Source organism: Streptomyces bikiniensis, assembly GCF_000716625.1.
GTDB lineage: Bacteria > Actinomycetota > Actinomycetes > Streptomycetales > Streptomycetaceae > Streptomyces > Streptomyces bikiniensis.
Map to the genome: position 1 here is coordinate 20,896 of NZ_JNXJ01000014.1, position 15,029 is coordinate 35,924.

The 15,029-nt window shown below is 74.5% G+C and carries 10 protein-coding genes; 8 read left to right on the forward strand and 2 right to left on the reverse strand.

Annotation, left to right across the window (positions count from 1 at the left end):
* Nucleotides 1–22 precede the first annotated feature (22 nt).
* From OO47_RS12820 to OO47_RS12835, 4 genes are all read left to right on the forward strand, one after another.
* Complete coding sequence (locus OO47_RS12820) at nt 23–805, forward strand: ABC transporter ATP-binding protein (protein WP_030206961.1); 783 nt, start codon at nt 23–25, stop codon at nt 803–805.
* The gene (locus OO47_RS12825; RefSeq protein WP_030206964.1) at nt 799–3,201 is read left to right on the forward strand and encodes an ABC transporter permease; all 2,403 of its coding nucleotides are present in this window, start codon (nt 799–801) and stop codon (nt 3,199–3,201) included. Before OO47_RS12820 ends, OO47_RS12825 begins: the two co-directional genes overlap by 7 nt.
* Before the next feature lie 975 nt (nt 3,202–4,176).
* Entirely contained in the window at nt 4,177–6,825 is a 2,649-nt protein-coding gene (locus OO47_RS12830; RefSeq protein WP_030206967.1) for an AfsR/SARP family transcriptional regulator, read from the forward strand.
* 141 nt (nt 6,826–6,966) lie between these two features.
* Nucleotides 6,967–7,692, forward strand: a complete 726-nt coding sequence (locus tag OO47_RS12835; RefSeq protein ID WP_030206969.1) for a DUF4232 domain-containing protein — start codon at nt 6,967–6,969, stop codon at nt 7,690–7,692.
* 57 nt (nt 7,693–7,749) lie between these two features.
* On the opposite strand, the gene OO47_RS12840 is transcribed toward OO47_RS12835, so the two are convergent.
* Nucleotides 7,750–8,862 carry a pyridoxal-phosphate dependent enzyme gene (locus tag OO47_RS12840; protein WP_030206971.1) on the reverse strand — a complete coding sequence of 371 codons (1,113 nt, stop codon included), beginning with the start codon at nt 8,860–8,862 and terminating at the stop codon, nt 7,750–7,752.
* Nucleotides 8,863–9,052: 190 nt separating this feature from the next.
* On the opposite strand from OO47_RS12840, the gene OO47_RS12845 reads away from it, so the two are divergent.
* Both OO47_RS12845 and OO47_RS12850 read left to right on the forward strand, forming a co-directional pair.
* On the forward strand, nt 9,053–10,627 hold the full coding sequence (locus OO47_RS12845) for a S8 family peptidase (RefSeq protein ID WP_030206973.1): 1,575 nt from the start codon (nt 9,053–9,055) through the stop codon (nt 10,625–10,627).
* Between the two features lie 202 nt (nt 10,628–10,829).
* On the forward strand, nt 10,830–11,996 hold the full coding sequence (locus OO47_RS12850) for a DUF4190 domain-containing protein (protein ID WP_033208993.1): 1,167 nt from the start codon (nt 10,830–10,832) through the stop codon (nt 11,994–11,996).
* Nucleotides 11,997–12,079: 83 nt separating this feature from the next.
* Here the strand turns inward: OO47_RS12850 and OO47_RS12855 are convergent, their stop codons facing one another.
* Nucleotides 12,080–13,444 (reverse strand): glycoside hydrolase family 18 protein, encoded by a 1,365-nt coding sequence (locus OO47_RS12855; RefSeq protein ID WP_030206976.1) that lies wholly within the window; start codon nt 13,442–13,444, stop codon nt 12,080–12,082.
* A gap of 241 nt (nt 13,445–13,685) precedes the next feature.
* Here OO47_RS12855 and OO47_RS12860 point away from each other — a divergent pair, with 241 nt between their 5' ends.
* Nucleotides 13,686–14,438, forward strand: a complete 753-nt coding sequence (locus OO47_RS12860; protein WP_030206979.1) for a GntR family transcriptional regulator — start codon at nt 13,686–13,688, stop codon at nt 14,436–14,438.
* A gap of 379 nt (nt 14,439–14,817) precedes the next feature.
* Nucleotides 14,818–14,997: a hypothetical protein gene (locus OO47_RS12865; protein ID WP_030206980.1), complete on the forward strand. Its 180-nt coding sequence runs from the start codon at nt 14,818–14,820 to the stop codon at nt 14,995–14,997.
* Nucleotides 14,998–15,029 lie beyond the last annotated feature (32 nt).

Genomic DNA, 15,029 nt, shown 5'->3' on the forward strand with positions numbered 1-15,029 from the left:
CCCCGCGCGGTGGAATCGGCGCATGACGACGACGAGCCCCACCACCCCCGCACAGGACGCGGTCGAACTCCACGATCTCCGCAAGGTGCACGGCACCGGCGGACGACGGGTCACCGCTCTGGACGGTGTCTCCCTCGGCTTCCCGCGCGGCACCTTCACCGCGATCATGGGCCCCTCCGGCTCCGGCAAGTCGACCCTGCTGCAGTGCGCGGCCGGCCTCGAACGGCCCTCCGGGGGAAGGATCGTCCTCGCCGGCGTGGACATCGGCCGGCAGAACGAGAAGGAGCGCACCGAGCTGCGCCGCAAGCACGTCGGCTTCGTGTTCCAGGCCTTCAACCTGGTCGAGTCCCTGACGGCCGCGCAGAACGTGGAGCTCCCGTCCCGGTTCGCCGGCCGCAGGGTCGGCCGCGAGCAGGTCGCGAGGGCCCTCGCCTCCGTGGGACTCGCCGAGCGCGCGGGCCACCGGCCCGGCGAGCTCTCCGGCGGCCAGCAGCAGCGCGTCGCCCTCGCCCGCGCCCTCGTCACCCGCCCCGACGTCCTCTTCGCGGACGAGCCGACCGGTGCCCTGGACACCGTCACCTCCCGCGAGGTGCTCCGGATGATGCGGATGCTGGTCGACCAGGAGGGCCAGACCACCCTGATGGTCACCCACGACCCGGTGGCCGCGGCCCACGCCGACGTCGTCGTCTTCCTGAAGGACGGCAGGATCGCCGACCGTGTCCCGCTCGACCGACGGGCCGGCGTGGACAATGCCGCCTCGATCGCCACCCGCATGGCCCGGCTGGAGGCCCGACCGGCATGCTGACCCTCGCGAACGTCCGTGAACACTGGTCCGCTTTCCTCGGCGCCTTCGTCGCCGTCCTGGTCGGCGTCGCCCTGATCACCACCACGCTGGTCGTCCACGACTCCGCCGAGGCGAAGGTCCAGCCCCGCTACGAGGGCACCGCGGCCCTCGCCCTGCCGAAGCGGGCCGTCGACGCCGACGGCAGCCCCGGCGACCGGATGCCCTGGAGCAGGGCCGAGGCCGAGCCGATCGTCTCCGGGCTCGCGGAGATCCCCGGCGTCGCCGCCGCCGTGGTGGACCGCTCCTTCTACGCCCAGGCCGTCAAGGACGGCAGGCCCGTCGCCGACGAGGGCGCCCTGGAGTCCGGGCACGGCTTCTCCAGCACGCGGACGGCCCCGTACGAGCTGGTCTCCGGCCGGGCCCCCGCCGCGGCGGACGAGGTCGTGGTGGACCGCGCCCTGGGCGCGCCCGTGGGCAGCGAGCTGACGGTCAACATCACCCGGGGGCGCGAGCGGTTCCGGGTCGTCGGCACCGTCGACGGCCCCGGCTACTACTTCAGCGAGGAGTTCGCCGCCCGGCAGCGGCCCGGCGTCGCCGCCGTCGCCCTGATCCCCGAGAAGGGCGCCGACACCGGCGCGGTCACCGCCGCCGCGAAGAAGGTCCTCGGCGCCGGCGGCGACGTGGTCTCCGGCGACGGCCGGGCCGAGCTGCAGCCCGCGTACATCGAGCACAAGCGCTTCCTCGGCGTCCAGCTGATCAGCGCGACGGCCCTCCTCGGCCTCTTCACCACCGTCTTCGTGGTCGCCTCCATGCTGGTCCTGTCCACCGGCATGCGCCGCCGAGAGATCGGCCTGCTGCGCACCCTCGGCGCCTCGCCGAAGCAGGTCCGCCGCATGATCCTCGGCGAGGCCGCCGTGGTCGGCCTGGCCGGCTCGACCGCCGGCTGCGCGACCGGTGTGCTCACGACGCCGCTGCTGCTCTCCCTCCTCGAGGACCTGGACGTGTCCCCGCCCGGCACGGAGGTCTCCGTCGCGGCCTGGCCGCTGCTCACGGCCTCTGCGATCGGCGTCGGCGTCAGCGTGATCGGTGCCTGGACGGCGGGCCGCAAGGCCGCCGGGGTCGCCCCCGTCGAGGCGCTCCTCGACAGCCGCTCGGCCGACAGGGGCACGGGACGCGGCCGCTGGACCGCCGGCCTGGCCGTCCTCGCCCTGGGCGTCCTGACGGCGATCGGCACCGCCGTCTCCAGCGCCGACGACCGCGTCAACACGGCGATCTTCGCCACCATGGCGCTGATCGTCGCGGCGGCCCTGCTGGCCCCCGTGTTCGTCGGCCCCGTCGGCCGGTTCCTCACCGCCCCGTTCCAGGGCGGTGGCAGGGCCGCCCCGGTCCTGATCCGGGCCGAACTGGTCGCCCACCCGCACCGCGCCGCCTCCCTGGTGGCCCCGGTGATCGCCGCGGTCGGCTTCGCGGTGCTGCTCAGCGGCATGGTGGAGACCATGCGGGTCGCCTACCCGGCCGGTGAGGCCCTGAAGGTCGCGGGACAGACGATCGTCACCCCGGACGGCACCCCGGGCCACACCGACGAGGTCGTCGCCGCCAACCCGGTCGGCAAGGCGGCCCTGCCGACCCGGGCCTTCGTGGAGACCGGCAGGGCGGGGGACGCCGAGAACGCCGGCGCGGCCACCGTCCTGGACGTCCTGGGCAGCCGGGACCTGCGCTGGAACAGGCCGGGCGAGGCCGTCCTCGGCGCGAAGAAGGCCGGCGAACTGGGCCTGAAGCAGGGACAGGAGGTCCCGGTCCGGTTCGCGGACGGCGCCACCGTCACCCTCCGCGTCTCCCAGGTGCTCCCCGACGACCCGGCCCGCGGTGACTTCGTGGTCGCCCGCGACCTGGTCCGCGCCCATGACCCGGCCGCGCTCACCGACGACATCTTCGTCCCGGGCGGCGTCGGGGCCTCCGACGAGGTCCCCGGAGTCGCGCTGCACGACGCCGCCGCGTACGCCCTGGCCGACTACGACACCGACGCCGAGCTCACCGAGTCCCTGGCCGTGATGCTGATCGTCGTCGCCGTCGGCTACAGCGTGATCGCCGTCGCCAACAGCATGGCCATGGCGGCCCACGGCCGGCGCCGCGACTTCGGCGTGATGAAGTCGGCCGGCGGCACCGTCCGCCAGCTCCTGTTCACCTCGGCCGGCGAGACCGCCCTGGTCGTCGTCATCGGCGCGGTCCTCGGCGTCCTGGTCACGCTGCCCCCGCTGGCCGGAATGGCGGCCGGCCTCTCCGAGGCCACCTCCTCGGACGTGGGCCTGCACCTGAACCCCGGCGCCATCGTCCTCGCGGTCGTCGGCACCCTGGCGGCGGCCGTCCTCGCCGGCGTCGCGGTCACGTCGAAGACCCTCAAGAGGCGGACGGCGTAAGGAGAACCGGCACCGCACGCCCAAGAGCACCGCACAAGCAGGACGGCACCGCACAGGCGTACCGCGGCCGCCCCGCAGGCTCCCCGGCACGTCCGTGCCGTGCATCCTCGTGGCACCCGGCGAGCGGTGACAGGCGGGCCGGAGCGTGTGAAGCCGGGGCTCCGGCGGTTCGGCCGCCCGCCTCCGCCACGTACACGGTCTCGCAGGAGAGAGCGCATGCGCGCATCGCCCACCCCCACGGAACGGACGGACCGCCGGCGGCCCGACGGCGGCGCCGGGGAAGCGGTCCGGCTCACCGAGCGCGGCGCGGAGGTCCGCACCGCGCCGGCCCTTCCCATGCGCCTGTGGATCAAGGACCGGGAGCCGGCGATGGTGCCGATCGACCCGGCCGACAGCGCGGCGGGCGCGGCGCCGCTGCGCCGGCCCGGCGCGGTGACGGCGTTCCTCGCGCTGTTCGAGGCGGTGTGGGCGTCGGCGGTCCCCTTCGGCGAGGCCCCCCGGCGCAGCCTGGAGGACCCCGGATCGCAGCCCCGCGAACTGCTGCGCCTCCTGGCCCGGGGCCACACGGACGGGGCCGCGGCCCGCCGCCTGGGCGTCTCCCTGCGCAGCGAACGGCGCCTCGTCTCGGAGCTGACGGAGAAGCGGGACGCCCGCAGCCGCTTCCAGCTCGGCCGGCGGGCGGTCGGGAACGGGTACGTCCGAGGCGCGCCCGGAAACGACCGCGACCGGGAACGGGGGCGACCGGGAACGGGGCGACCGCGACCGACCGCGGTCGGAACGCCCGCGTCCAGACCCGCCCGCCCGCGCCTCCGCCCGCGCGCGGGCCGCCGTGCGGAACGCCACTGTGCGGAACGCCACGTCCGGATTCGGCCGATGCGCGCCGCCCGGGGAACGCGGCGTCGCGGAGGGCCCTCTCTCCCCACGTATCCTCGTCTGCCGGGGAAGACGGGGGAGTGTGATCGCGGAGGTGTGAAGGTGGAGTTCCGGCTGCTCGGCTCCGTTGCGATGGTGACGGAGGAGGGTGACGTGGCCCTGGGGCCCGCCAAGCGGTCCAGCCTTCTCGCCATGCTCCTGCTGCGCCCCAACGGCGCGGTGAACGTGGGGCAGTTGATCGACGCCCTGTGGGAGGAGGAGCCGCCCACCCACGCCAAGACCGTCCTCCAGGGGCACGTCTCGCGGCTGCGGGCCCTGCTCGCCGAGCACGGGGCCGAGGCGTACGGGGTCGAGCTCGCCACCCAGGGTTCGGCGTACGTGCTGCGGATGCCCGAGTCGCTGGTGGACGTGCACCGGTTCGAGGAGCTGGTGGGGCTCGCCGGGGTGCAGCGGCAGCCCGCCGACGCGGTCCGGATGCTGCGGGAGGCGCTGTCGTACTGGCAGGGGCCCGCGCTCACCGGGACCGTCCACAGCCGGCCCCTGGAGGCCGCCGCCACCGGGCTCGAAGAGCTGCGGCTCGCCACCGTGGAGGCGCTGGCGCAGGCGTACGGGCAGCTCGGCGAGCACGCCAGGGCCGCCGCCGTCCTGCGCAGCGAGGCCGTCGCCCACCCCCTGCGCGAATCCCTCGCGGCCGCCCTGATGCTGGCCCTCGGCCGCTCCGGACGCCAGTCGGACGCGATCGACTGGTACCACCGGACCCGGCGGCTGCTCGCCGAGGAGCTGGGCGTCGACCCCGGCGAGACGCTCAGCGAGGCGTACGCGACGCTGCTGCGCGCCGCCGAGCCCGCCCCCGTCGCCCGCCCCGTCGCCCCGCCCGCCGAACTCCCCGCGCCGGAGGGCCTGCCCCGGGCGCCGCGCGGCTTCACCGGGCGCGGCGCCGAGCTGGCCGCGCTCGACCGGGCGGTACGGGCCGGGGACGGGCCGGTCTGCCTCGTCACCGGGCCCGCCGGCGTCGGCAAGACCGCCTTTGCGGTCCACTGGGCGTACGAGCGGCGCGCCGACTTCCCCGACGGGCGTCTTTTCGCCGATCTGAAGGGCTTCAGCGAGACCCCCGCGCCCGAGACCGCCGCCGTCCTCCGCGAGTTCCTGCTCGCGCTCGGCGTCCCGGACCCGAGGATGCCGGAGGGCGTCGAGGCGCGCGGCGCCCTCTTCCGCTCCCTCGCCGCCGGGCGCCGGCTGCTCGTCGTCCTCGACAACGCCCGCTCCTCCGGGCAGGTCAGACCGCTGCTGCCCGGCGGCGACCACTGCGCGACCCTGGTCACCAGCCGCGACCGGCTCGGCGGCCTGATCGCCTCCGACGCCGCCCGGCCGGTGCCGCTCGGCCACCTGCCGGAGGCCGACGCCGCCGCCCTGCTCGCCACCGTCCTCGGCGAGGAGCGGATCGCGGCCGAGCCCGCCGCCGCCGCGCGGCTCGCCGGACTCTGCGACGGGCTGCCGCTCGCGCTGCGGGTGACGGCGGCCCGGCTCGCCGAGCGGCCCGCCTGGACCCTCGACGCCATGGTCGGCGAACTCGCCGACGAACAGAGCCGGTTGACCCTCCTCGACGTCGAGGACCGGGGCGTCTCCGCCGCCCTTCGCCTCACCGTGCAGCAACTCCCCGACTCCGCCGCCCGCATGTTCCGCGCGCTCGGCCTGCACACCGGCGCCGATCTCGACCGGTTCGCGGCGGGCGCGCTCGCCGGGACCTCGCCCGCGCAGGCCTCCGCCGACCTGGACCGGCTCGCCGCCGCCCATCTGCTCACCGAGGCCGTGCCCGGCCGCTGGACCCCGCACGACCTCGTCCGCCTCTACGCCCGCCACCTCGCCCCCCGGGCCGACCCCGAGGGGCTGCCCCGCCTCCTCGACCACTACCTCTACACCGGGCTCGCGGCCGACGCCGCCGCCGAGCCCGGCTCCCAGCCCTGCTACGCGCTGCCCGCCGACACCCGGCGGCCCGCCGCCGTCAGGGAGTTCGAGGACCGCACGGCGGCCCTGGACTGGTACGTGGCCGAGCGCGCCGCCCTGGAGGGCGCGGTCGCCGCCGCGGCCGCCCTCGGCCTGCACGACCGGGCCTGGCGGCTCGCCCTGGTCCAGTGGCCGCTGATGCTCATGCGGATCGGGGACGGCTGGACCCCGCTCCTGGAGGCCGGGCTCGCCTCCGCCGAGCGGATCGACGACATCGACGCGCAGTCCCGGGCCAGGGCGCTGCTCGGCTGGATCCTGCACGCGGAGGGCCGGAACGCCGAGGCGCTCGTCCACCTGGAGAAGGCGCCCGGCCTGGCCGCCCGCGCGGGCGACCCGATCAGCGAGGCCATCGCCCACGTCAACCACGCCGCCGTCCTGGACGCCACCGGGGAGCACGAGCGGGCCGGCCTGCTCATGCGGCACGCGGTCTCGCTCGCCGACCGCACCGGCCATCCCTCCACCCAGGTCCTCACCCTCCAGCACCTGGCGGGCCACTGCCTGAAGACGGAGGAGTACGAGGCGGCGCTCGCCCACACCCTGCGCGCGGAGGAACTGGCGGCCCCCGACGCGGTGGTCGTACGGGCCCAGCTCCAGATCGTCCGGGGCGAGGCGCTGGTCGGCATCGGACGCCTCGAAGAGGCCACCGACCAGCTGGAACGCGCCGTCGTGGCCTCCGAGAAGGCGGGTTTCCCGGAGGGGTCGGCGCGGGCCGCCGACCGCCTTTCGCGCCTGTCAGCCGATCGTTAGCGGCGCGCAGGCGGGACGGCAGTACGGGGCGGAAAGCTGGATACCGCACCGATCGACGAACCGGTGCGTACGCACCGAAAGGGTGCACCGGCGCATGGCCCGTACACGCGCCGACCGACCGCTTCCCGGGGGAGAACCACCATGCGTCACCACCGCAAGAACACCGTCCTGGCCGTCGCCGCCGTCGCCGCCCTCTCGCTGGGCCTGACCGCCTGCGGCGGCTCCGAGACCGGCGCCAAGGACGCCGGCAGCGCGAGCTCCGCCCCGCAGGCCGCCGCCGACGCGGCCACCGCCGCCACGGGCGCCACGGGCGCCACCGGCGGCTCGGCCGCCACCGCGGGCGGTTCCACCGGCGGCTCCACGGTCGGCGGCAAGGGCACGAACGCCTCCACCGCGTCCACCGGCTCCGCCACCGGCGCCAAGGCCGCCGCCAAGGCCCCGGCCTGTGCCCACGGCGACGTCAGGATCACGGCGGCGAAGGCCGACGAGGTCCCGACCGAGCACGTCGTCCTCACCGCCACCAACGTCTCCGGCCGCGCCTGCACCCTGCTCAAGTACCCGCTGCTCGCCTTCGGTCCGATCCAGACCGCCAAGGACGTCCCGGCCGTCGCGAAGAGCCGGCCGGCCGTCCCGGTCGTGGTGAAGAACGGCGAGTCCGCGTACGCCAACGTGCGGATCTCCCTCGGCGGCGTCCACGAGGACAACAAGGTGGTGAACGAGTTCACCGTGAACCTCTTCGCCTCCGACGGCCCGGCCGAGGGCAGCGTCGTCGTCAAGGCCCCGGCCGGCGGCCTCGCGGTCGACGAGGCCGCCGCGAAGACGGGCTACTGGACGTACGAGCTGCGCAACGGCGCCGACGAGTTCTGACGGGTGCGGGTTCCGACCCGTACGGCTTCTCGCCGGGTGCGGGGCGGGGGAGCCGGCTCAGGGCGCCAGGCCCGTCTTCGCCCCCGCCCCGCACAGCGGCACCACCGTGAGGCCGGGGCGCGGCGGGGCCGCGTCCACCGCCGCCCAGCAGGCCGTGCCGGTGGCCTCCACGAAGAGACCGCGCCGCGCCAGGTCCCGCTGGGCGGCGCGGATCCGTTCCTCCGACACCGTCAGGAACGTGCCGCCCGTCGCCCGGACCGCCCGCAGGATCTGCCGGGCCCGGGGCGGCGCCGGGATCGCGATGCCCTCGGCGAGGGTGGGGCGGGCGGCGGCCGGCCCGGCGATGTCGTCCGCGCCCGCGTGGAACGCCTCGGCCAGCGGGGACACCGCCTCCGCCTGCACGGCGACGAGCGCGGGCCGGGTCTCCACCAGGCCGTGGCGGTGCAGCTCGTCGACGGCGAGGGCGGCGCCCAGGAGCAGGGTCCCGTTGCCGACGGGGACGACGATCGTGTCGGGCAGCCGTCCGCCCAGGTCCTCCCACAGCTCGTACACGTAGGTCTTGGTGCCCTGGGTGAAGTACGGGTTGTGGACGTGGGAGGCGTAGAAGGTGCCGGGCTCGTCGGCGGCCTCCCGGGCCGCGCGGGCCGTCGCCTCGCGGTCGCCGGGCACCTCGACCACCTCGGCGCCGTGCGCCCGGATCTGCTCCACCTTCTTCGGGGACGTGCCCCCGGGGACGTACACGCGGCAGTCGAGCCCGGCCCGCGCGCAGTACGCGGCGGCGGCCGTGCCCGCGTTCCCGCTGCTGTCGGCCACGACCCGGTCGAGGCCGCCGGCCCGCGCGAGGCGCAGGGCGTGCGCGGCGAGCACCACCGCGCCCCGGTCCTTGAACGACAACGTCGGCATGAGGAAGTCGAGTTTGGCCGAAACGGATGCGGTGAGGGGCACGAGGGGCGTGCGGCCCTCCCCGAGGGTCACCTCGGGCGCGCACGGCAACGGAGGCAGCGCCTCCGCGTAACGCCACAATGAATTCACACGTGACGCGAGTGACGGGAGGGAGACCGGTTCACTCGCGAAGTCGAGGTCCCACGGGCCGCGGCACTGCGGACAACACCAGGTGAGCGCGGAGACGGGGGAGGAAACGCGGCACCGGGGGCACGTGTAGGCGGTCATGCGGCCCAGGATGGCAGCCGTGTGGCGCGGACGTTACGGGGCGGCGGACACCCTTGTGCGATTCCTATGGATCCGCCAACCTTTCGCTCGGCAGCCGGACGTTCGAAACGGCGCGGACACCTCGTGCCGTCTTGTCATGTCCCTGCCGCACCCCCACAGCAGCGCACCACCAATGAGGAGGAACCCTCACATGTCAGTGATGCGTGATTCGCGTCGCAGAGTCGCCGCCGCCGCGGCGGTCGCCGTCGCCGCCCTCACCCTCGGCTCGCTCTCCGCCCTCCCGGCCACCGCCGCCCCGGCCGCCCCGGAGGGCGTCATCGAGAACGCCGGAGCCGAAGGCGCCATCGCGGGCAGCTACATCGTCACCCTGGAGGAGTCGGCGCCGGCCGAGACCGCCGAGGGCCGCGCGGTCGCCGCCGAGTACGGCGCGAAGATCAAGAAGACGTACACCTCGGCGCTCAACGGCTACAACGTCGAGCTCTCCGAGGCGCAGGCCAAGAAGCTGGCGGCCGACCCCGCGGTGAAGTCCGTGGCGCAGAACCGCGTCTTCAGGATCAACGCCACCCAGCCCTCCCCGCCGTCCTGGGGCCTGGACCGGATCGACCAGCGGGCCCTCCCGCTGAACCAGAGCTACACCTACCCGGACAACGCGGGCCAGGGCGTCACGGCGTACATCATCGACACCGGTGTGCGGATCTCCCACAGCGACTTCGGCGGGCGCGCCTTCAACGGCTTCGACGCCGTCGACAACGACAACGTCTCCCAGGACGGCAACGGCCACGGCACCCACGTCGCCGGCACCGTCGCGGGCACCGCCCACGGTGTCGCCAAGAAGGCGAAGATCGTCGGCGTCCGCGTGCTCGACAACAACGGCTCCGGCACCACCGCCGGTGTCGTCGCGGGCATCGACTGGGTGACCCGGAACGCCGTCAAGCCGGCCGTCGCCAACATGAGCCTCGGCGGAGGCGCCGACGCCACCCTCGACGCGGCCGTCCGCAACTCGATCGCGTCCGGCGTCACGTACGCGATCGCCGCCGGCAACAGCAACGCCAACGCGTCGAACTACTCCCCGGCCCGGGTGACCGAGGCGATCACGGTCGGCTCCACGACCAACACCGACGCCCGCTCCAGCTTCTCGAACTACGGCACCGTCCTGGACATCTTCGCCCCGGGCTCGTCCATCACCTCGGCGTGGCACACCGGCGACACCGCCACCAACACGATCTCCGGTACGTCGATGGCCGCCCCGCATGTCGCCGGCGCGGCCGCGCTGTACCTCGGGGCCAACCCGACGGCCACCCCGGCCCAGGTGGGCACCGCCCTGGTGAACGCCGCCACGCCCAACGTGGTCACCAACCCGGGCACCGGCTCCCCGAACCGGCTCCTGTACGTCGGTGACGGCGGCACCACCCCGCCGCCCGGCAAGAAGTTCGAGAACACCGCGGACTACGCCATCGCCGACAACGCGACCGTCGAGTCCCCGGTCACCGTCACCGGCGTCACCGGCAACGCCCCCTCCGCCCTCCAGGTGCCGGTGAACATCGTCCACACCTACATCGGTGACCTCCAGGTCCAGCTGATCGCCCCCGACGGCTCGGCGTACACGCTGAAGGCCTTCGGCACCGGCGGCAGCACGGACAACATCAACACCACGTACACCGTGAACGCCTCCTCGGAGGTCGCCAACGGCACCTGGAAGCTGCGGGTCACGGACAACGCGAACGCCGACACCGGGAAGATCGACTCCTGGGGCCTGCAGTTCTGACCCGCCCCCGGGTCTCCTGAGCACGGAGAACCGAACACCGCACGCCGAACGACGAGGGGCGGGCGCCCACGGGCGCCCGCCCCTTCCGCGTGCCCGGCGTCCCTCCCGCCCCGCGATACGCGCGCGACGGGTGTCGGCCCGACCGCGTACGATGCGCGCTCGATCGCCTGTTCGCACCATCGCCCCGCAGGAGCACCCACCCGTGGACCCGATCCAGCCGGCCCCGCCGCCCCCGCCGCCCCCCGGGGGCCCGCAGCCGCGGGAGTGGCCCGCCCCGGGGCCGTACACCTCCCCGGGAATGCCCTACGCGGCCGGCCCCTACGGCCCGCCCGGCGGCCCCGGCACCGGCCCCCACGGGCAGCCCCCGCGGAGCACCAGCGGACTCGCCGTCGCCTCCCTCGTCTCCGGCGTCGTCTGCTGCCTCCCGCCCCTCGGCCTGGTCCTGGGCCTCGTGGCCCTCCCGAAGATCCGGAAGAAGGGCCAGGCGGGCAAGGGGCTCGCGATCGCGGGTATCGTGCTCTCCGCGCTCAGCTGCGTGCTCCTCGTCGCCGGCCTCGTGACCGGCGGCTTCTCCTCGGCGTGGAGCGGCTTCAAGAAGGGCGTCGAGGACGCCTCCCGCTCGTCGTCCCCGTTCTCGCTGCGCACCGGCCAGTGCTTCGACGACCACGGCAAGGCGAAGGACTACACGACGGAGGTCACCGTCGTCGACTGCGCCCGTCCGCACGACGGCGAGGTCACCGGCGGCTTCGAGGTCACCGGCTTCGCCTCGTGGCCCGGCGAGGACGCGATCGACGCGCTCGCGGAGAAGCGCTGCGAGACGGTCAACCTGGCGTACGCGATGGACACCTGGGCGATCCCGGAGGACGTCTGGCTCTTCTACTACCTACCGAGCAGCGAGAGCTGGAAGTTCGGCGACCGGGCCGTGACCTGCGCGTTCGCCAGCGAGAAGAAGCCGTTCAAGGGCTCGCTGCGCGCCGACGCCACGACCCTGGACACCGACCAGGCGCACTTCCTGAAGTCCCTGAACCCGATCGAGACGGCCCTCTACCGGGAGCCGGACGCGGACCCCGAGGAGGACTTCGCGGCCAACAAGGCCTGGGCCGTCGAGGTCCTGGCGGCGCTCGACGGGGCGCACGCGGCCCTCGGACGGCACTCCTGGCCCGGTGCCTCCGCGGGGTCGGTGGCGACGCTCCGGAAGGACCTCGCGGCGGCCTCGAAGCAGTGGCGGGGGCTGGCGACGGCGGCCGACGCCGACGCGTACTGGGAGGCGTACGACCCGGCCTTCGACGTCCTGCCCGACGGCGCGGACGCGCGGGGCGCGCTCGGTCTGACGGACACCCCGCCGGAGGGCGCGGGCACCTCGGCCTGAGGCGCGGCCCGCCCTCTCGCACCCCCGTGCCCGACCGCCGCTCGGCGGCCGGGCACGGACCGGGCACGGACCCGGCGCGGGGATCAGCGCCGCTTCAGCCCCCGGTCGATGGCGGTGATCAGCTCCCCGTCCGGGGTGTCCCCGTCGAGGGACCAGACCATCGCGCCGCCGAGCCCGTTCCGCCGGACGTAGTCCGCCTTGGTGCGCAGCACCGCGGGGTCGTCGTACGTCCACAGGGTGGTGCCGTCGAAGAGCCAGGCGTGCCCGTTCCGCTCACCCCGGTAGAGCTTGTACGTCCCCGACTCCGCGAGCCGCTTCAGGAACTTGTAGTCCTCGGAGCCCGCCGTCCAGGTGGCGGGGGCGGGGCCGGCCGCGGGCTTGCCGAGGCCGTTGCCGCCGCCGGTGACCCCGGTCCAGCCCTGGCCGTAGAAGGGCATGCCGACCACGAGCTTGCGGGCGGGCGCGCCGCGCCGCAGCCAGGCCCTGACGGTCTGGTCGACGCTGAAGTCGTCCTTCGCGTACAGCGCGGACTGCTGCCCGGTCCTCGGCTCGCCGGAGACGTGGAAGTCGTAGCCCTGGAGGTTCACGAAGTCGAAGTCCCGCATGATCTTCGCGACTTCGAAGCCCGCGTCGATCTTGGCGGGGGCGGTGGGCACGTACGCGCTCAGCTCGTAGTGCTTGCGCTTCTTCAGGGAGCGCCCGTAGGCGTCGAGCTGGACGCGGAACTCGCGTACGAGCTTGGTGAAGTTGGGCTTGTCCTCGGGGCGGATCACGTTCCCCGGGGCGCCGTCCGAGCCCGGCCACTCCCAGTCGAGGTCGATGCCGTCGAAGATCCCGGCGGCCGCCCCGGCGCCGCCGCGGGCGCCGTCCACGGGGAGGTTCCCCTTGACGTACGTGTCGATGCAGGAGGCCACGAGGGCCTTGCGGCCGGCGTCCGTGCGCACCGCGTCGGAGAAGTGCGCGGAGCCGCTCCAACCGCCCAGCGAGATCATGACCTTGAGCCCGGGGTGCTTCGCCTTCAGCTCGCGCAGCTCGTTGAAGTTGCCCGCCAGGCGCTGCCCGTCGGTGTCGCCGGCGCCGTCCACGGAGTTCGCCGCGTCGACGGGGCGCACGTAGTCGGCCCAGGGGTCGGAGCCGGGGGCGTTGCCCATGAGGCACTTGCCGTCCGGGCCGATCACGCCGAAGGCGTAGTTGATGTGGCTGAGCTTGGCGGCCGTGCCGCTCGTCTCCAGGTCCTTGACCTGGAAGTTCCTTCCGTAGATGCCCCATTGGGTGAAGTAGCCGATCCGCTTGAGGTCCTGCCCGTGGGAGGGCTTGAGAGAGGACTCGTGGGCGGCTCCGTGCGGGGCCTGGTGCGCGTCGGCGGCGGGGGCCAGGGCGGCGAGGAGGCCGAGGGTGACGGCGGCGACCGCGCCGAAGGTCGGCTTGGACATGGCTCTGGGACGCATGGGCTCGTTCCTGTGCGAGGCGGGATGGAGCGTGCGGAGTGCGCGTGCGTGCAGGGAGGAAAGTATTGGTCTGTACCAATGGGGTCAAGGGATCCGACCGCATCCGCCCCGGAGAAAACCTCGGTAGTCGAGGTGTACGGCGAGGGCTTCATCACTTCGAGTGAAACTCTGGCCCATGCTTGCGGTTCGCGACCCACGGTTGTCACGCTGTAGCTGACAGTCAACCTGAGGGGAGTGTCCAGTGACGTTCGGTGAGCAGCCCGCCTATCTGCGCGTGGCGGGCGATCTGCGGGAGAAGATCGCCAACGGCTCGCTTCCGCCCCATACCCGCCTTCCCTCGCAGGCACGCATCCGCGAGGAGTACGGGGTGTCGGACACCGTCGCACTGGAGGCCCGCAAGGTACTGATGGCCGAGGGGCTCGTGGAGGGCCGCTCGGGCTCCGGGACGTACGTGCGGGAGCGCCCGGTGCCGCGCCGGATCGCCCGCTCCGGCTACCGCCCGGCCTCCGGGGCCAGCCCCTTCCGGCAGGAGCAGGCGGCCGAGGGGGCGCACGGCACCTGGGAGTCGAACAGCGGACAGGAGCCCGCGAGCCCGGAGGTGGCCGGGCGGCTCGGCATCGAGCCGGGCGAGCGGGTGATGCGCACGCGGTACGTGTACCGGGACGGCGGCGAGCCCATGATGGTCTCCACCTCCTGGGAGCCCCTCGCCGTCACCGGCCGGACGCCGGTCATGCTGCCCGAGGAGGGCCCCCTGGGCGGCTGCGGGGTCGTCGAGCGGATGGCCGCCATCGACGTCGTCGTGGACAACGTGGTGGAGGAGGTCGGCGCCCGCCCCGGCCTCGCCGACGAGCTCCTGGCGCTGGGCGGGGTCCCGGGCCACGTGGTCATGGTCGTGGAGCGGACCTACTACGCCTCGGGCCGGGCCGTCGAGACCGCCGACGTGGTGGTCCCGGCCGACCGCTACCGGATCGCGTACCACCTGCCGGTGAGGTGACGCGGGGCGGGGCCCGCGCCGCACTCCCGGTGCCGCGGACCCGCCGCGTCCGCGCGGCCCGTCGCCCGTTCGTGCCCGCGCGGGGGTTTTCGGGGGTGTTCGGGGCGGTGGGGGGTGGGCCCGTCGGCCCGTGTGCCCGTGCCTCCGGGGCCGGGGGCGTACTCCTGTGTGGGGGTGGCGGGTGACGGGGGGTCAGGGTGCGTGGCCGTCCGGGGTGGGGCCCGACTTCGGCCGCGCTCCGTCGGTAACCGGCCGAACCGTGCCTCTTTGTGTAAACCCGTATCCGCTGTGTGAAGGTCAGGCGTAAGCTCCGGCATATGCGGATTGCGGTTTCCCGGAGATCCTTGACGGCACGCGGACCGGCGGAGGGAGGAGCCCGATGACCGACAGCGACCCCGTCCTCCCCTGGCTCGTCATTCGGCAGGACGACAACGGCAACCGCTACCGGGTGGGGCGGTACGCGACCGAGGGCGAGGCGCGGAAGGTCGCGGACAGCCTCGACGACCGCGGCCACAAGCAGCTCTACTGGGTCGAGCGCATCGGCAGCCCCGCCCTCTGAGCCGCCCGCGGACCCCCGTCCCCGGGTCCCGG